This is a genomic window from Aeromonas sp. ASNIH1, from assembly GCF_002934285.1.
In the GTDB taxonomy this organism is placed as follows: domain Bacteria; phylum Pseudomonadota; class Gammaproteobacteria; order Enterobacterales; family Aeromonadaceae; genus Aeromonas; species Aeromonas caviae.
On the sequence record NZ_CP026228.1, the window covers coordinates 4,046,615 to 4,061,258 of the forward strand.

Below are 14,644 nucleotides of genomic sequence, written 5' to 3' on the forward strand. Positions count from 1 at the left end.
GGTTACGAGGTGTGCCGCCGGCTCATGCCGGGATCCCGGTGCTCTTTATCACCGCGAGCGACAACGCAGACAGCGAGAGCCAGGGGTTCGAGGCGGGCGGAGTGGATTATATCTACAAGCCGGTCTGTCCGAGCACGGTGCGTGCCCGGGTGCGCAATCATCTCTCCCTGGTGCGCCTCGATCAGCTCGAGTGCAGCTATCGCACCGCCATCGTCATGCTGAGCGAGGCGGGCCACTACAACGACACCGACACGGGGGTGCATATCTGGCGCATGGCCGCATACGCCCGGGCCCTGGCTGATGCGGCGGGCTGGAGCCCGGAGCAGTCGGATCTGCTGGAGCTTGCGGCCCCCATGCACGACATGGGCAAGATTGGTATCCCCGATCACATCCTCAAGAAGCCCGGCCCCCTCACCGAGGAGGAGTGGGTCATCATGCGCAGTCACCCGCGTATCGGTTACGAGATCTTGAGGCGATCCGATGCCCCCATTTTTCGCATGGCGGCGGAGATTGCCCTGCACCACCACGAGAAATGGGACGGCTCGGGCTATCCCGCCGGCGAGACCGGCGAGGGGATCCCCGAGGCGTCGCGGATAGTGGCCATCGCCGACGTCTTTGACGCCCTGAGCGTGCGTCGTCCCTACAAGGAGCCCTGGCCCCTGGACCGGGTGCTGGCTACCATGCGCGATGGCTCCGGCCAGCACTTCGATCCCCGGCTGCTCTCCCGTTTTCTCGAGATCATGCCGGAGATCTTGCGCCTCAAGGCGCAATGGGATGCCCGCGAGGAGCGGGGGGATTACCAGATGGGCTGTTTCAGATAGGGATTGCTGGCCCGTTCGTGACCAAAGGTGGAGCTCGGGCCATGGCCCGGAATAAAGACGATCTCATCCCCGAGCGGCAGCAGGGTCTCAGTGATCGACTTGATCAGCGTCCCGTGATCCCCGCGCGGGAAATCGGTGCGGCCTATGCTGCCGGCAAAGAGCACATCCCCCACCCAGGCGAGGCGTTCTGCCTGGCAGAGCAGCACGATGTGGCCCGGAGTGTGGCCCGGGCAGAAATAGACCTCCAGCTCGCATTTGCCAACCTGTACCTTGTCACCCTGTTCGAGCCAGCTATCCGGTGTAAAGGCCGGAGTATGGGCAAAGCCGAACATCTGGCTCTGCTGGGGCAGGATATCGAGCCAGAAGGCATCCTCCTTGTGGGGGCCGGTAATGGCGACACCGGTTCTCTCGCGCAGCTCCGCGGCGGCGCCCACGTGATCCAGATGGCCGTGAGTCAGCAGGATATGGGTGAGGGTCAGCCCCCGTTTGGCAATGGCGGCCAGCAGCTTGTCCGCCTCGCCGCCGGGATCGACGAGGGCAGCCTGGCGGGTCTCGTCACACCAGATAAGAGAACAATTCTGGGCGAACTGGGTGACCGGGATCACCTCGAACTTCAACATGTGGGACTCTCCTGAGGGGTCTGAAGGGGGGAGCGTTTGGCGAAGAAGGCGAGGCAGGCCTCCTTGTCACCACGAAACAGGATCCGCTCGCGCTTGTTGTCCAGCTGATAGCGGTACATGGGGTCATAGTAGCGAGTCAGCAGCAGTCTGATCCAGACCAGATGGGCGCGGGTGTCCCCGCTCTGGGCCTGTTCCCTGAGGGCGGCCTGCAACAGCCCATCGAGTTCGCGATAATCCTTGTCACCGAGTCGGCGCTTGAGCCTGGCCATGGCGTCGGTGAGGTAGCCGGCAAACAGCGGCCAGCCTGCATCTGGCCCATGGAACTCCAGATAGCGCAGCCAGAGATCCTGCACGTAATCGGTGCGGATCTGCTCGGCCCGAGCCTCCTGCGGCACCTCCACCACCACCAGAGGAGCCCGGCACATGGCCTCATAAAGGTTGAGTGGCAGGGCGCAGCGACCGATGAGGCGGCTCTCGTCTTCCAGTACAAACTGTGACTCCCCCCGGTTGCGACGCTGAAGCAGCTCGATGGCAAGCCGATTTTCGAAGTCGATGTTGCCGGGTTGCCCACCCGGCAGTTGGCCAAACGACGACCCCCTGTGACGGGCGTGCCCTTCCAGATCCACCGCTTGGGTGATGTGCGCCAGCATGTGGGTCTTGCCGGAGCCGGTCATGCCGGTCAGCACGGTCCAGTCGCACTCTGCACTGGCCTTCGCCTGGGTGTCGATGAGAAAGTGGCGCAGCGCCTTGTAGCCGCCCGCGACCCGGGGGCGGGTGACGCCGGCCTCGGCCAGCCACTGTTGTACGGTTTGCGAGCGCAGGCCGCCGCGAAAACAGTAGAGCAGGGCGTCGGGTTGCTGGCGCAACCTGGCCAGCCAGCCTTCCATGCGCGCGGCGCGCACCGCGCCACCTACCAGTTGATGGCCTAGGGTGATGGCTGCGGCCTGTCCCTCCTGCTTGTAACAGGTACCGACCCGGGCACGTTCCTCGTCAGTCATCAGCGGCAGGCTGACGGCGGTGGGAAAGGCCCCTTCCTTGAACTCGACGGGGGCGCGCAGATCGATGAGTGGAACCTCATCCAGAAAGATCCGGGCGTAATCCGTGGCCAGTGGCAGGGCACTCATTGGACAACCTCGATGAACTGGTTGCCGGTGCGGGCCTGCAACTGGCCGATGGGAGAGAGGGTCAGCCCTGCCTGTGCGGCAATGGCAAGGAGCTCGGCTTCACTTTCTTTACCGACGGCTACCAGCAGGCCGCCGCTGGTCTGCGGGTCGCACAGGATGTTGCGGGTGCGATCATCCATGGTGCCCAGCTTGTCACCATAGGAGTCGAAGTTGCGCAGGGTACCGCCCGGTACGCAGCCCTCACTCAGGTAATAATCCACCTCGTCCAGCAGCGGCAGCGTCTTGAAGTCCAGACGGGCACTGACGCCGGAACCTTCGCACATCTCCAGCAGGTGGCCTGCCAGTCCAAAACCGGTCACGTCGGTCATGGCGTGCACGCCGGGTAAGGCGGCGAAGCGCTGGCCAATCTTGTTGAGGGTGCACATGGCATCCGGGGCCAGTTGCTCATGCTCGGGCTTGAGCTTGCCCTTCTTCTGAGCTGTGGTGAGGATGCCGATGCCAAGCGGTTTGGTCAGATAGAGGGTGTCGCCCACCTGGGCGGTGTCATTCTGCTTGATGGCGTCGAGTGGCACGATACCGGTCACCGCAAGACCGAAGATGGGCTCGGGGGCGTCGATGCTGTGGCCACCGGCGAGCGAGATACCCGCCTCGTGGCACACCTGGCGGCCGCCGTCGATCACCTGCTGGGCCACTTCCGGCGCCAGCGTGTTGATGGGCCAGCCGAGGATGGCGATGGCGACGATGGGCTTGCCGCCCATGGCATAGATGTCGCTGATGGCATTGGTGGCGGCGATGCGACCGAAGGTGAAGGGATCGTCGACGATGGGCATGAAGAAGTCGGTGGTGGAGACGATGCCCTGGCCGTTGCCGATATCGACCACGGCGGCGTCATCTTTGCTGCTGTTGCCGACCACCAGGGTGGGGTCGTCAAAGCCCGGGATCTGGCTCTTCAAGATGGTGTCGAGCACCTTGGGGGAGATTTTGCAACCGCAGCCAGCGCCGTGGCTGTATTGGGTCAGACGAATGGAAGACATGCTTTCCCCTTGTGTGGGCAGACTTGCGTGTGCCAATAACTGCTGTGGCACCGTCAAATGTGCGCGCAAAAATAGGGTGGCCCTGGCGGCCTGTGAACACAGTGATGTCAGGCTGCCTGGCAGGACGGGAGGAGGGCAAGGATGCGCCGGCGAAGCCCCGCCGAGGACCACAGGACGGGCCATTATGCCACAGATGGCCCTCTTGATTCGAACTGGAATTGACACAAAGCGAAGGGGATTGTCGGGTTCAAAAAGAGCCGTACTCTTCGCCTTGCTCAGGCTAGTCCCACTTTGAGCCGCCCCGACGGCGTGCCGGTCTTGCATCGGGGCAGCATGTGGCGACGGAAACTAGCCAGCTTGCGCCATCACTGGTTGGGGCGCCTTGCCTAGCCGGCGCAGTCGCCGTTGCAGCGGCCGCTCCAGCAGGGTGTAGCTCAGCGCCGAGAGCCCGATCAGCACGGCGAGCATCAACAGGGTGGCCAGCACCCCCAGCAAGGGGTTGGTCTGGGCGTACCACCACGCGGTGAGCCCCGGCGCCAGAGAGTGGACAAGCTCGCAGCCGGTGAGCAACACCAGGGCGTGGAGCAGGTAGATGGAGTAGGAGAGATCCCCCAGCCAGTTGGTGAAGCGGTTGTCCAGGAGGCGCAGCAGCGGGCTCTGGCGCTCCCCTTGGGCGGCGGCAATCCAGATCAGCAACACGTAGGCGCTGATCAGTAGCAGGGTCAACAACGGCGTCATGGTGAACTGCATCAGTGCGAAGGGGAGCAGAAAGGCGAGCAGCAGCGGCAGATCTTGCTGCATCATGGGCCACTGGCGGGCAGCCTTCACCTTGGGCAGCAGCCAGAGGCCGAGCACGAATTCACTCACCCCGCGCCCGATGGCCAGCGCGCCGCTGGTGACATCCAGGGTACCCCGGCTGTGCACGATATAGGCCAGCACCGTCAAGGCCAGCACCGTCAAGGCCAGCACCGTCAAGGCCAGCAAGGGGGCGAGGTTGCTCCAGCGGCTGCGGGTGACGGCGAGGGGAATGAGCAATGGAAACAGCAGATAACTTATCCACTCCACGCTGAGCGACCAGGCAGCGAAGTTCCAGGTCAATCCGTGATCCGTTACCACCTGCAGCAGCAGGAAGGCGCTTGGCAGTGCCTCGGCGGGGGTGAAGGGGGAACCAAAAGGAGGCATCCCCTCCCACTCCCACATCTTGAACAGGGGGCCGGCGTAGAAGCCAATCCCGTGGTGGGCCTTGTAGAGCTCCCAGCCAACCAGCAGCAGGGTCACCAGGTAGAGGGGATACACCCGGGTCAGCCGCAGCCAGAGGAAGCGGCCATAACCAATGGTGCGGGGCGTGCGGGCGAAGGCCTCCCCATAGACATGGGCCAGCACCAGCCCGCTCAAGATAAAGAAGAGATCGACCCAGAGGTAGCCGTTCTCGATGAGTCGGGTGTGGCCGGCGATCGACTCCATCCACTGGGGGAAGAGTAGCAAGCGGGCGTGGAACAGCACCACCATCAGGGCAGCGATGCCCCGCAGCGGCGTCAACAGCGGCAATGATTGATTCATGACGGGATCCTTGATGATGTTCAGCTTGGCCTGACATCAATTTTTGTTGTGGTGCCGCTCATCAACCCTGATGAGTCGGCTGCCCCGGCTTGGCGGCCACAGGCGGGATCACCCTACCTAAAAGAGATCCATACGGGTGTTATTGCCGTCATGAATGGGCGTTTATCATCCCAAAACCAGCATGGGATAGGGACGCATCGAAAATAGAGAGGGGATCTAGACTAGGGAAGTCATCCCTCTGAGCGTCAGGAACATCCCCATGAAATTCTATGCCCACCCTTTTCGTCCTACAGCCAGAAAGTGCTGATCGCTCTCTACGAGAATGCCACCCTGTTCGAATACCGGAACCTCGAAGAGCCGGCGGCCAACGCCGAACTTGCCGCCCTTTGGCCACTCAAGCGCTTCCCGGTGTTGCTGGATGATGGTCGCTGCATCCTCGAGAGCAGCACCATCGTCGCCCATCTGCAGGTGCACCACCCGGGCCCCGTCTGCCTGATCCCGCCTGGCGATGCGGGTCTGGAGGTGCATATGCTGGATCGCGTCTTCGACAACTATGTGATGACGCCGATGCAAAAAGTGGTGCTGGATGCGCTGCGCCCGGTCGCGGATCGCGACCGTTATGGTGTAGCGGAGGCCCGCGAGCTGCTCAATCAGATCTACCCCTGGCTTGATCCGCGACTGGAAGGACGCCACTGGATTGCCGGCGCAGACTTCACGCTGGCCGATTGCGCCGCCGCCCCCTCGCTCTTCTACGCCGACTGGGCCCACGAGATCCCGGCTGGCTATGGCCGTCTGCGTGCCTATCGCGCCCGTCTGCTCAATCATCCCTCCATCGTGCGGGTGGTGGAGGAGGCGAGGCCATTTCGACACTACTTCCCGCTGGGCGCGCCGGCGCGTGATTGAGCGGGATGACTTGTGGTAGGCGGGGCATTGCCGCCCCAGGCAATGTGCGAGGCGGACAGGGGCATGGCGTGATCCATTGCAGGGGAAAACAGCAATATTCATTCGGATGAGTGGGTATGCGTTTATGGCTGATATTTCCCCGAGGATTTTTGAATGTTGATGCGTAATATTTCATGATTTTGCATAAAGCAAATGCCGGGAATGTCTCTGCTGGCGGGTTGTGTATGCCATGTCTTGGGTGAAAGAGAGATGAGAATCGGGTTAACGATGCGGCAACTCTTGATTGAGGATGGCAGTCGTCAGTCGAAGAGGAGGGATGGGGGCAGCAATCGCTGTTGGTGGCAAAGTCGGGGGGAGGTTATCTCTTTGGCGGCCGCATAAAAAAAGCCCGCTTTGATCGCGGGCTTTTTGATGGCTTGCCAGACCCAGCCCTGGCCGGGATCTGAAATGAAACCGGGGACAAGGGGCTGCACTGGTCTGCTCGGCTTAGCGGGCGCGCACTACCAGCCCCTTGAGGTAGAAGCCTTCCGGATAGGCGGTGCCGATGGGGTGATCGGATGCCTGGGAGAGGAGCTCCAGGATCTGGGCATCACGGCCGGCATCGAGGGCCGCATCGGCGACGATTTTCTGAAACAGGCTCTGCTCCATCAGGCCGGAGCAGGAGTAGGTCAAGAGCACGCCACCCGGCGCCAGCAGCTGGAAGGCCAGCATGTTGATGTCCTTGTAGCCGCGGCAGGCGCCCAGCAGCTGGGCCTTGCTCTCGGCAAACTTGGGCGGGTCCAGCACGATGACATCGAACTTCTCGCCCTTCTCGCGATATTCGCGCAAGAGCTTGAAGACGTCGTGACGCACGAACTGGGTGTTGCTGGTATCGAGACCGTTCAGTTCGGCGTTCTGGCGGGCGATGTCCAGCGCATTCTGGGAGAGATCGACGTTGACTACCTCCTTGGCACCGCCCTGGAGGGCATAGACCCCGAAACCGCCGGTGTAGCAGAAGCAGTTGAGCACCCGCTTGCCTTCAGTGTATTTCGCTGCGGCAAGGCGGTTATCCCGCTGATCCAGATAGAAACCCGTCTTGTGACCGTTACGAATATCGACCAGGATCTTGACGCCGCCGTTCTCCTCGATGACCACGGGGTCGGTCGGGGTCTCGCCATGGATGACGCCGGTGCGCTCCTTCAGCCCTTCCTTCTTGCGTACTGCCACATCGGAGCGCTCATAGATGCTGCACTCGGGGTAGAGGGTACGCAGGGCTTGCGTTATCAGCTCGCGCTGGAACTCGGCACCGGCAGAGAGGATCTGGCACACCAGAAAATTGGCGTAGCGGTCGATGGTCAGACCCGGCAGACCGTCGGATTCGGCGGCGCAGAGGCGATAGCCGGTGAGGCCCTGACGCTTGATGAGCCCGTCACGGGACTCCTGCGCATATTTGAGGCGACGGATGAAGAAGTCGAGATCGACGCTCTCATCCTTGTCGAAGGTCCAGACCCGGGCACGGATCTGGGAGCTGCCGGACCAGGCGCCACGGGCGAGCCATTTGCCGTCATGGGTGAAGATCTCGACGGTATCGCCGTCAACGGGGTTGCCCTGCACCCGTTCAATGCCCTTGGAGAAGATCCAGGGGTGGCGACGCAGCAGGGATTTTTCGCGGCCTTTGACGAGATAGATGGAAGCGCTCATGGGTAGTTGCCGATGGTAGAAAAGAAGGGGGCATATAGTAGGGGCTGTGAGGGTAGGCACGCAAGCCGCGTCTACCGGGATCCGTGCATCCTCACGCGGTCAGGGTCGGACGGGCTGTTTCGCGCGTCCCCAGCGCCTGGCCCAGACATGGCAGGCCATCTGGACGATGGCCTGCCGGAGTGGTCAGATCCGCAGGCCGGTGAGCGCCTGACCGAGTTCGCTGGCGGTTCCCTTGAGGCCGGTGGTGCCGGCGACCGCCGCGCTGGCGGACTCCTCCACCCGGCTTGCCTCGTGGCGCACCTTGTCGAGGTTGCGGGTGATCTCTTCTGCCACCGAACTCTGCTCTTCGCTGGAGGTGGCGATCTGGGTGCTCATCTCCAGCACCGCATCGCTGTGGTTGCTGAGCCGCTCGATGTCCATGCCCACCTCGGTGATGAGCTGCTGGCTGTCGGCGGCGCGCCCCACCGTCTTCTCCATGATGTCGTTCAGCGCCCCGGTCCCGGCCTGGAGCTCCTCGATCATCTGCTGGATCTCCACCGTGGCCTGCTGGGTGCGGCTGGCGAGGGTGCGCACCTCGTCGGCCACCACCGCAAAGCCGCGTCCCTGTTCACCAGCCCGGGCGGCCTCGATGGCGGCGTTGAGGGCCAGCAGGTTGGTTTGCTGGGAGATGGCGTTGATGACGTTGACCACTTCGTTGATGCGATTGGCGTTGTGAGTCAGCCGCTCGACCGCGCCCGATGCATTGCCAATCTCGTCTGCCAGGGTGCGGATGGCGGTGATGGTGCGTGCCACCCGCTGTGCCCCGTGAGTCGCCTCGTCGCTGGACTGGCGGGTTTGCAGCAGGGTGTCGTTGGCGTTGCGGGCCACTTCCCGGATGGCGGCGGACATCTGCTCCATGGCGGCGGCCAGGGAGTCCATGTGCTGGCGCTGGGCGCGGGCAAGCTGCTCGCCGTCGCTGGCATGCTCGCGAAATTCGTCGGCGGCCAGGGTAAGGGCATCGGCGGACTCTTCCACCAGTTGCACTATCTTGTGCTGGCGGTCGGTGAAGGTGTCGATGCTGCCCGCCAGAATGGAGAACTCGTCCCGCACCGGGAAGAAGTTGAGCCGGAAGGTGAGATCGCCGTTCGCTACCGTCTGCAATGCCTTGTTGGTGGAGTAGAGCGCCCCCGAGACAAAGGTCATCAGATAGTGGGTGATGAGGGCCAGCAGGGCGGCCAGCACCGCGATGATGGTGAGCGTGGTGCCCTGGCCATCCCAGAGGGCGTAGTGACTCGTATCCAGGGTGCCGGAGACGACGCCCGCCTGACCTGCGCTGGCGCCATAGCGAAAGATGTCCCCCTGCTGGCTAAGGCCGGTGGCGGCGCCAGGCGTGAGTACGAGATCCGCGGGCAGGGTAAGGGTCGGCTGCTGGCTCACCAGCTGGGCCGTGGTCTCGACCCGCCCTTTTAGCTGATCCACTCTGAGGTGCATCGCCTGATCATGGCCGTCGGCCAGCAGATACCAGGTGAGGAAGGCGATGAACACCAGGGGGCACCAGAAGGTGATGAGAAATTTCTCGCTGATCGTGAGGTGAATGAGATAACGGTCAACCCACCGAAACTTTACTTCTTTCATAATGGTATTGCGTCCTGCAAGGGGAAGAGAGTGTCGCGCTCATTATCGCCCCGGGGAAAAATTACTTAAGGGAAAGGTGTGATAAATGGGAGAGCAATCGTTTGTCGTGCGGGTGTGGGGTCAGGTTCAGGGGGTGGGGTTTCGCTACTTCACCCGGGAGCGGGCGCTGCAACTGGGGCTGCGGGGGCATGCCTACAACCTGGAAGATGGCTCGGTGGAGATCCTGATTGCCGGTCCCGAACAGAAGGTACAGATGATGCTGGGCTGGCTTGAGCACGGGCCCCGAACCGCCACCGTCACCCGAATGGAGTGCACCCAGGCGTTGCCACCCACCGGAACCGGTTTTCATACCAACTAGCCGGGAGGGTTCATGGGGGAGAGCGGGATTGCGCAGGCCAACCGGCTCGTTGGGCAATATCGGGGGGCGACCCTGGCACTGCGCCAGCACAAGGGGATGGAAGAGGTGCATGCCTACCGGATCGCGGCCCGCCGCCTGCTGGCGCTGCTCGCCCTGTGGCGACCCCTGATTCATGAGCCCGAGCTGGAGCGGCGATTGACCCGTGCTGTCGGCACGCTCTCCACCCTGCGCGATGCCCAGGTCTATGCGCAGCATCATGGTGGCTCGCTTCGGCAGAACCGCTTGCCACGGGTCCCCCTGTTGACCGGCCCGCTGGCCCGTTGGCTGGCCCGACTGGAAGAGGTACCCGTCGATGTCGATCTCTTGCCGCTGTTTCGGCTGCATCTGGCGCTGTCACTGTCGGATGCACTGGCGAAGACCACCTCCCTTCCTATGGGCACCAAGGCGAAACTTCGGTGCTGGCACCGGCTGCGTCTGGTGCTGAAACAGGCGCGCTACGGGATGGAGCTGCTGACGGCACAGGGGGGAGGGGATCCGGCCTGGTTGTCCATGCTGGTGAGCTGGCAGGAGCGGCTTGGGCAATTGCAGGACAGGCGCCAATGGCTCAGACGCCTTGGGGGCGAAACGGGGCGAGGCCAGCAACGGCGAGCCCTGAAAACAGAGATCCGCTGCCAACTACTGCAACTGGATTGCCATCAGGCGGAGCTGGTCGCCCTTCGCATGGCATTGCTGCAGAGCGGGTAGTAAGCACCCCACAAGGTAAAAAAAGAGAGGCCATTGGCCTCTCTTTTCATTGGGACTGTCCGGGAAGGGGCGTATTACTTCACGCGCATGCCCGGCTGGGCACCTTCCTGGGGCTCGAGGATCCAGAGATCCTTGCCGCCCGGACCTGCCGCCAGCACCATGCCTTCGGACATGCCAAAGCGCATCTTGCGCGGGGCCAGGTTGGCCACCATCACGGTCAGCTTGCCTTCCAGATCTTCCGGGTTGTAGGCAGACTTGATACCGGCAAACACCTGACGGGTTTCGCCGCCGATATCCAGCTGCAACTTCAGCAGCTTCTCGGCTTCCGGCACCGCTTCGGCTTTCTTGATCAGCGCCACACGCAGGTCAATCTTGGCAAAGTCATCGTAGGTGATGGTCTCGCTGATGGGATCGTCCACCAGGGGGCCTGCCGGCTTCTTGCTCTGCTCCTTGGCGAGATCTTCCTTGGACGCTTCCACCATGGCATCCACCTTGGCGGACTCGATGCGGGAGAAGAGTGCCTTGAAGGGAGCGACGCCGTGGTCGACCAGAGGGGCGGCGATGCCATCCCAGGTCAGGGTTTCTCCAAGGAAGGCTTCGGCGCGCTCGGCCAGTTGCGGCATGACGGGCTTCAAGTAGGCCATCAGCACGCGGAACAGGTTGATGCCGACGGAGCAGACGGCTTGCAGTTCGGCATCCGCCCCTTCCTGCTTGGCGATGACCCAGGGAGCCTTGTCGTCCACATAGCGGTTGGCCTTGTCGGCCAGTGCCATGATCTCGCGGATGGCGCGGCTGAATTCGCGCGCTTCATAGGCTTCGGCGATGCTGGTGCTGGCGTTGGCAAACTCGGCGTAGAGTGCGGGCTCGGCGCAGGTGGTGGCCAGCTTGCCGTCAAAACGCTTGGCGATAAAGCCGGCGTTGCGAGAGGCCAGGTTGACCAGCTTGTTGACCACGTCGGCGTTGACGCGGGAGACGAAGTCTTCGAGGTTCAAGTCCAGATCGTCGATGCGGCTGTTGAGCTTGGCGGCGTAGTAGTAACGCAGGCACTCCGGATCCAGATGCTTGAGATAGGTGGACGCCTTGATGAAGGTGCCCTTGGACTTGGACATCTTGGCGCCGTTGACGGTTACATAGCCGTGCACGTTGACCTTGGTCGGCTTGCGGAAGTTCGCGCCTTCCAGCATGGCCGGCCAGAACAGGCAGTGGAAGTAGGCGATGTCCTTGCCGATGAAGTGATAGAGCTCGGCGTCGGAGTCCGCTTTCCAGTAGCTGTCGAAGTCGATGTCGCCGCGCTTGTTGCACAGGTTCTTGAACGACGCCATGTAGCCGATGGGGGCGTCCAGCCAGACATAGAAGTATTTGCCGGGGGCACCGGGAATTTCGAAGCCGAAGTAGGGGGCGTCACGGGTGATGTCCCACTGCTGCAGGCCGCTTTCGAACCACTCTTGCATCTTGTTGGCCATCTCTTCCTGGATGGCGCCGGAGCCGCGCACCCAGTCGGCGAGCCAGGCTTCGAACTGGGGCAGGTCGAAGAAGTAGTGCTCGGAGTCCTTCATCACCGGGGTCGCACCGGAGACGGCGGATTTCGGATCAATCAGCTCGGTCGGGCTGTAGGTCGCGCCGCAACTGTCGCAGTTGTCACCGTACTGATCGGGGGACTTGCACTTGGGGCAGGTGCCCTTGACGAAGCGATCCGGCAGGAACATGGATTTTTCCGGATCGAACAGTTGGGAGATGGTGCGGATCTTGATTTTGCCGGACTCTTTGAGGCGGCCATAGATCACGCCCGCCAGCTCGCGGTTCTCGTCGCTGTGGGTGGAGTGGTAGTTGTCGAAGCTGATGTTGAAACCGGCAAAATCCCCCTGGTGCTCCTGGGAGACGGCGGCAATCATCTCTTCCGGCGAGATCCCCATCTGCTGCGCCTTGAGCATGATGGGCGTGCCGTGGGCATCGTCGGCACAGACGAAATGCACCTGATGGCCACGCATTCGCTGATAACGAACCCAGATATCGGCCTGGATGTGTTCCAGCATGTGGCCGAGATGGATGGAGCCGTTGGCATAGGGGAGGGCGCAGGTTACCAGCATTCTACGAGGATCAGTTGCCATAATACGTTCTTTATGTGCCTGTTGGGATGATACAGTGCCGTGCATGTTACCCGAATTGGGGGCGGCCTGCCTAGGGTTGTGGCCCCCGGTGCCCTGACTGGCGGCATCACGATGACGTCGGCAAGCCACTGATTTATGTGCGGTAACCGTTCACCTCAGCATAACGACAACATAATGGGGAGTTAATGGTGATTGATTCAGTAAAACAGATCCTGGCCGAATTTAAGCCGGCAGGATGGGGCAAGGATCTGGTCGCGGCCGGTTTTGTGCGTACCGTCGAGCGGCACGAACAGACCCTGGCCATCACGCTGGTGCTGCCCTTTGCCGGCCAGTCCCTGTTTGAACAGATCAAAGAGGAGTTCGATGCCCGGCTGCGCAGCGCAACCGGCGCGACCCGCATCGACTGGACGGGGGAGATAGACGTGGCCAGCATGCCCCGCGCGCAGCAACTGGCGGCGGTACAGGGGATCCGCAATATCCTGGTGGTTGCCTCCGGCAAGGGAGGGGTGGGCAAGTCCACTACCGCGGTCAACCTGGCGCTGGCACTGCAAAAAGAGGGGGCGCGGGTCGCCCTGCTGGATGCGGACATCTATGGCCCCTCCATCCCGACCATGACGGGGACCCTCAAGGAGCGCCCTGTCAGCTTTGATGGCAAGTTGATGGAGCCGGTGATGGCCTGCGGCATCAAGAGCAACAGCATCGGTTATCTGGTGGCCGAGCAGGATGCCACCATCTGGCGCGGTCCCATGGCGAGCAAGGCACTCGGGCAGATCCTGCACGAGACCCGCTGGGGCGAGGTGGACTACCTGGTGGTGGACATGCCCCCGGGCACCGGCGATATCCAGCTGACGCTGGCCCAGCAGGTGCCCACCACGGCGGCGGTGATCGTCACGACGCCCCAGGATGTGGCGCTGGCAGATGCCCGCAAGGGGATCGCCATGTTCAACAAGGTCAATGTGCCTGTGCTTGGCATCGTCGAGAACATGAGTTACCACGTCTGCAGTGCCTGCGGGCATCACGAGCCGTTGTTCGGTACCGGCGGTGGCCAGAAGATGGCGGAGCAGTATCACGTGGCGCTGCTTGGTCAGTTGCCGCTGCATATCGACATTCGCCAGCACATGGATGAAGGCTGCCCCACCGTGTTCGGTGCGCCGGATGGCGAGCTGTCACAGACTTACCTGAAACTGGCTCGCCGGGTAGGGGCCGAGCTCTATTTCAGCGCAAAACCGATTGCGACCCCGCTCTACACGGTGGCGCTGGACGAATAATCGGCGTTCGGCCAAGGGGGACGGATTTGGGGTGGGCATGGCCACCCCTTTTTCATATAATGGATCGGTTTAAACAATCCCCAGTGCTCTTCTCTTTAGGTATTTTCAATGTCTGATACTCAACATTCCTGCGTGATCATCGGTATTGCTGGTGCATCCGCGTCCGGCAAGAGTCTTATCGCCCAAACCATCTATGAAGAGCTGGTGGCCGAGCTGGGAGCGGGTCAGATTGGTGTGATCACCGAGGATTGCTACTACCGTGATCAGACCCACCTGACCATGGAAGAGCGGGTCAAGACCAACTATGACCACCCCAATGCCCTGGATCACGATCTGCTGGTGCAGCATCTGACCCAGCTGACGCAAGGGGAGGCGGTCAACATCCCCCAGTACTCCTATACCGAGCACACGCGCATGACCGAGGTCACTACCTTTGCACCGCGCCGTGTCATCATCCTCGAAGGGATACTGCTGTTGACCGACAGCCGCCTGCGCGAACTGATGGACGCCTCCATCTTCATGGATACCCCGCTCGACATCTGTTTGCTGCGCCGTCTGGTGCGCGATGTGCAGGAGCGCGGTCGTACCATGGACTCCGTGCTCAAGCAGTATCAGAAGACTGTGCGTCCCATGTTCATGCAGTTCATCGACCCGTCCAAGCAGTATGCCGACGTGATCGTGCCCCGTGGCGGCAAGAACCGCATCGCCATCGACATGCTCAAGGCGCGTATCCGCCATATGTTGATTGGTTGAGAGAAAACAAGCCGGGTGATGCCCGGCTTTTTTTAATGAATCTTTTGTCAGGAGAGT

The 14,644-nt window shown here is 62.1% G+C and carries 12 protein-coding genes and 1 pseudogene; 6 read left to right on the top strand and 7 right to left on the bottom strand.

Annotated elements, in window-relative coordinates; genetic code table 11:
- Positions 1–11: 11 nt before the first annotated feature.
- The gene (locus C2U37_RS19655) at positions 12–821 is read left to right on the top strand and encodes an HD domain-containing phosphohydrolase (protein WP_223954981.1); all 810 of its coding nucleotides are present in this window, start codon (positions 12–14) and stop codon (positions 819–821) included.
- On the opposite strand, the gene C2U37_RS19660 is transcribed toward C2U37_RS19655, so the two are convergent.
- The 4 genes from C2U37_RS19660 to C2U37_RS19675 all read right to left on the bottom strand — a co-directional run bounded on the left by C2U37_RS19660 (position 797) and on the right by C2U37_RS19675 (position 5,159).
- Positions 797–1,441 carry an MBL fold metallo-hydrolase gene (locus C2U37_RS19660; protein ID WP_104452926.1) on the bottom strand — a complete coding sequence of 215 codons (645 nt, stop codon included), beginning with the start codon at positions 1,439–1,441 and terminating at the stop codon, positions 797–799. The genes C2U37_RS19655 and C2U37_RS19660 overlap by 25 nt on opposite strands.
- Positions 1,435–2,565 (bottom strand): tRNA 2-selenouridine(34) synthase MnmH, encoded by a 1,131-nt coding sequence (gene mnmH, locus C2U37_RS19665; protein ID WP_041211414.1) that lies wholly within the window; start codon positions 2,563–2,565, stop codon positions 1,435–1,437. The genes C2U37_RS19660 and mnmH overlap by 7 nt, the downstream gene beginning before the upstream one ends.
- Positions 2,562–3,599, bottom strand: coding sequence for a selenide, water dikinase SelD (selD, locus tag C2U37_RS19670; RefSeq protein WP_041211415.1), 1,038 nt, complete (start codon positions 3,597–3,599; stop codon positions 2,562–2,564). Before selD ends, mnmH begins: the two co-directional genes overlap by 4 nt.
- Before the next feature lie 348 nt (positions 3,600–3,947).
- A complete protein-coding gene (locus C2U37_RS19675; RefSeq protein WP_104452927.1) occupies positions 3,948–5,159 on the bottom strand; it encodes an acyltransferase family protein in 1,212 nt (403 codons plus the stop codon).
- Positions 5,160–5,418: 259 nt separating this feature from the next.
- On the opposite strand from C2U37_RS19675, the pseudogene C2U37_RS19680 reads away from it, so the two are divergent.
- Positions 5,419–6,062: pseudogene (locus C2U37_RS19680) on the top strand (glutathione S-transferase family protein).
- Positions 6,063–6,548: 486 nt separating this feature from the next.
- Here C2U37_RS19680 and C2U37_RS19685 read toward each other — a convergent pair.
- Both C2U37_RS19685 and C2U37_RS19690 read right to left on the bottom strand, forming a co-directional pair.
- Positions 6,549–7,742, bottom strand: coding sequence for a class I SAM-dependent methyltransferase (locus C2U37_RS19685; RefSeq protein ID WP_104452929.1), 1,194 nt, complete (start codon positions 7,740–7,742; stop codon positions 6,549–6,551).
- 183 nt (positions 7,743–7,925) lie between these two features.
- On the bottom strand, positions 7,926–9,356 hold the full coding sequence (locus tag C2U37_RS19690) for a methyl-accepting chemotaxis protein (RefSeq protein ID WP_104452930.1): 1,431 nt from the start codon (positions 9,354–9,356) through the stop codon (positions 7,926–7,928).
- Positions 9,357–9,441: 85 nt separating this feature from the next.
- Here C2U37_RS19690 and C2U37_RS19695 point away from each other — a divergent pair, with 85 nt between their 5' ends.
- Entirely contained in the window at positions 9,442–9,714 is a 273-nt protein-coding gene (locus tag C2U37_RS19695; protein ID WP_010674727.1) for an acylphosphatase, read from the top strand.
- Positions 9,715–9,726: 12 nt separating this feature from the next.
- Entirely contained in the window at positions 9,727–10,458 is a 732-nt protein-coding gene (locus tag C2U37_RS19700) for a CHAD domain-containing protein (RefSeq protein ID WP_104452931.1), read from the top strand.
- Between the two features lie 74 nt (positions 10,459–10,532).
- Here the strand turns inward: C2U37_RS19700 and metG are convergent, their stop codons facing one another.
- Positions 10,533–12,566, bottom strand: a complete 2,034-nt coding sequence (metG, locus tag C2U37_RS19705; RefSeq protein ID WP_104452932.1) for a methionine--tRNA ligase — start codon at positions 12,564–12,566, stop codon at positions 10,533–10,535.
- Positions 12,567–12,751: 185 nt separating this feature from the next.
- On the opposite strand from metG, the gene apbC reads away from it, so the two are divergent.
- Both apbC and udk read left to right on the top strand, forming a co-directional pair.
- Entirely contained in the window at positions 12,752–13,834 is a 1,083-nt protein-coding gene (gene apbC / locus C2U37_RS19710) for an iron-sulfur cluster carrier protein ApbC (RefSeq protein ID WP_104452933.1), read from the top strand.
- Positions 13,835–13,942: 108 nt separating this feature from the next.
- Positions 13,943–14,587, top strand: coding sequence for a uridine kinase (udk, locus tag C2U37_RS19715; RefSeq protein ID WP_010674731.1), 645 nt, complete (start codon positions 13,943–13,945; stop codon positions 14,585–14,587).
- Positions 14,588–14,644 lie beyond the last annotated feature (57 nt).

Coding starts and splice junctions, on each gene's coding strand:
- C2U37_RS19660 (WP_104452926.1), bottom strand. CDS start 1,441: ATGTTGAAGTTCGAGGTGATCCCGGTCACCCAGTTCGCCCAGAATTGT.
- mnmH (WP_041211414.1), bottom strand. CDS start 2,565: ATGAGTGCCCTGCCACTGGCCACGGATTACGCCCGGATCTTTCTGGAT.
- selD (WP_041211415.1), bottom strand. CDS start 3,599: ATGTCTTCCATTCGTCTGACCCAATACAGCCACGGCGCTGGCTGCGGT.
- C2U37_RS19675 (WP_104452927.1), bottom strand. CDS start 5,159: ATGAATCAATCATTGCCGCTGTTGACGCCGCTGCGGGGCATCGCTGCC.
- C2U37_RS19685 (WP_104452929.1), bottom strand. CDS start 7,742: ATGAGCGCTTCCATCTATCTCGTCAAAGGCCGCGAAAAATCCCTGCTG.
- C2U37_RS19690 (WP_104452930.1), bottom strand. CDS start 9,356: ATGAAAGAAGTAAAGTTTCGGTGGGTTGACCGTTATCTCATTCACCTC.
- C2U37_RS19695 (WP_010674727.1), top strand. CDS start 9,442: ATGGGAGAGCAATCGTTTGTCGTGCGGGTGTGGGGTCAGGTTCAGGGG.
- C2U37_RS19700 (WP_104452931.1), top strand. CDS start 9,727: ATGGGGGAGAGCGGGATTGCGCAGGCCAACCGGCTCGTTGGGCAATAT.
- metG (WP_104452932.1), bottom strand. CDS start 12,566: ATGGCAACTGATCCTCGTAGAATGCTGGTAACCTGCGCCCTCCCCTAT.
- apbC (WP_104452933.1), top strand. CDS start 12,752: ATGGTGATTGATTCAGTAAAACAGATCCTGGCCGAATTTAAGCCGGCA.
- udk (WP_010674731.1), top strand. CDS start 13,943: ATGTCTGATACTCAACATTCCTGCGTGATCATCGGTATTGCTGGTGCA.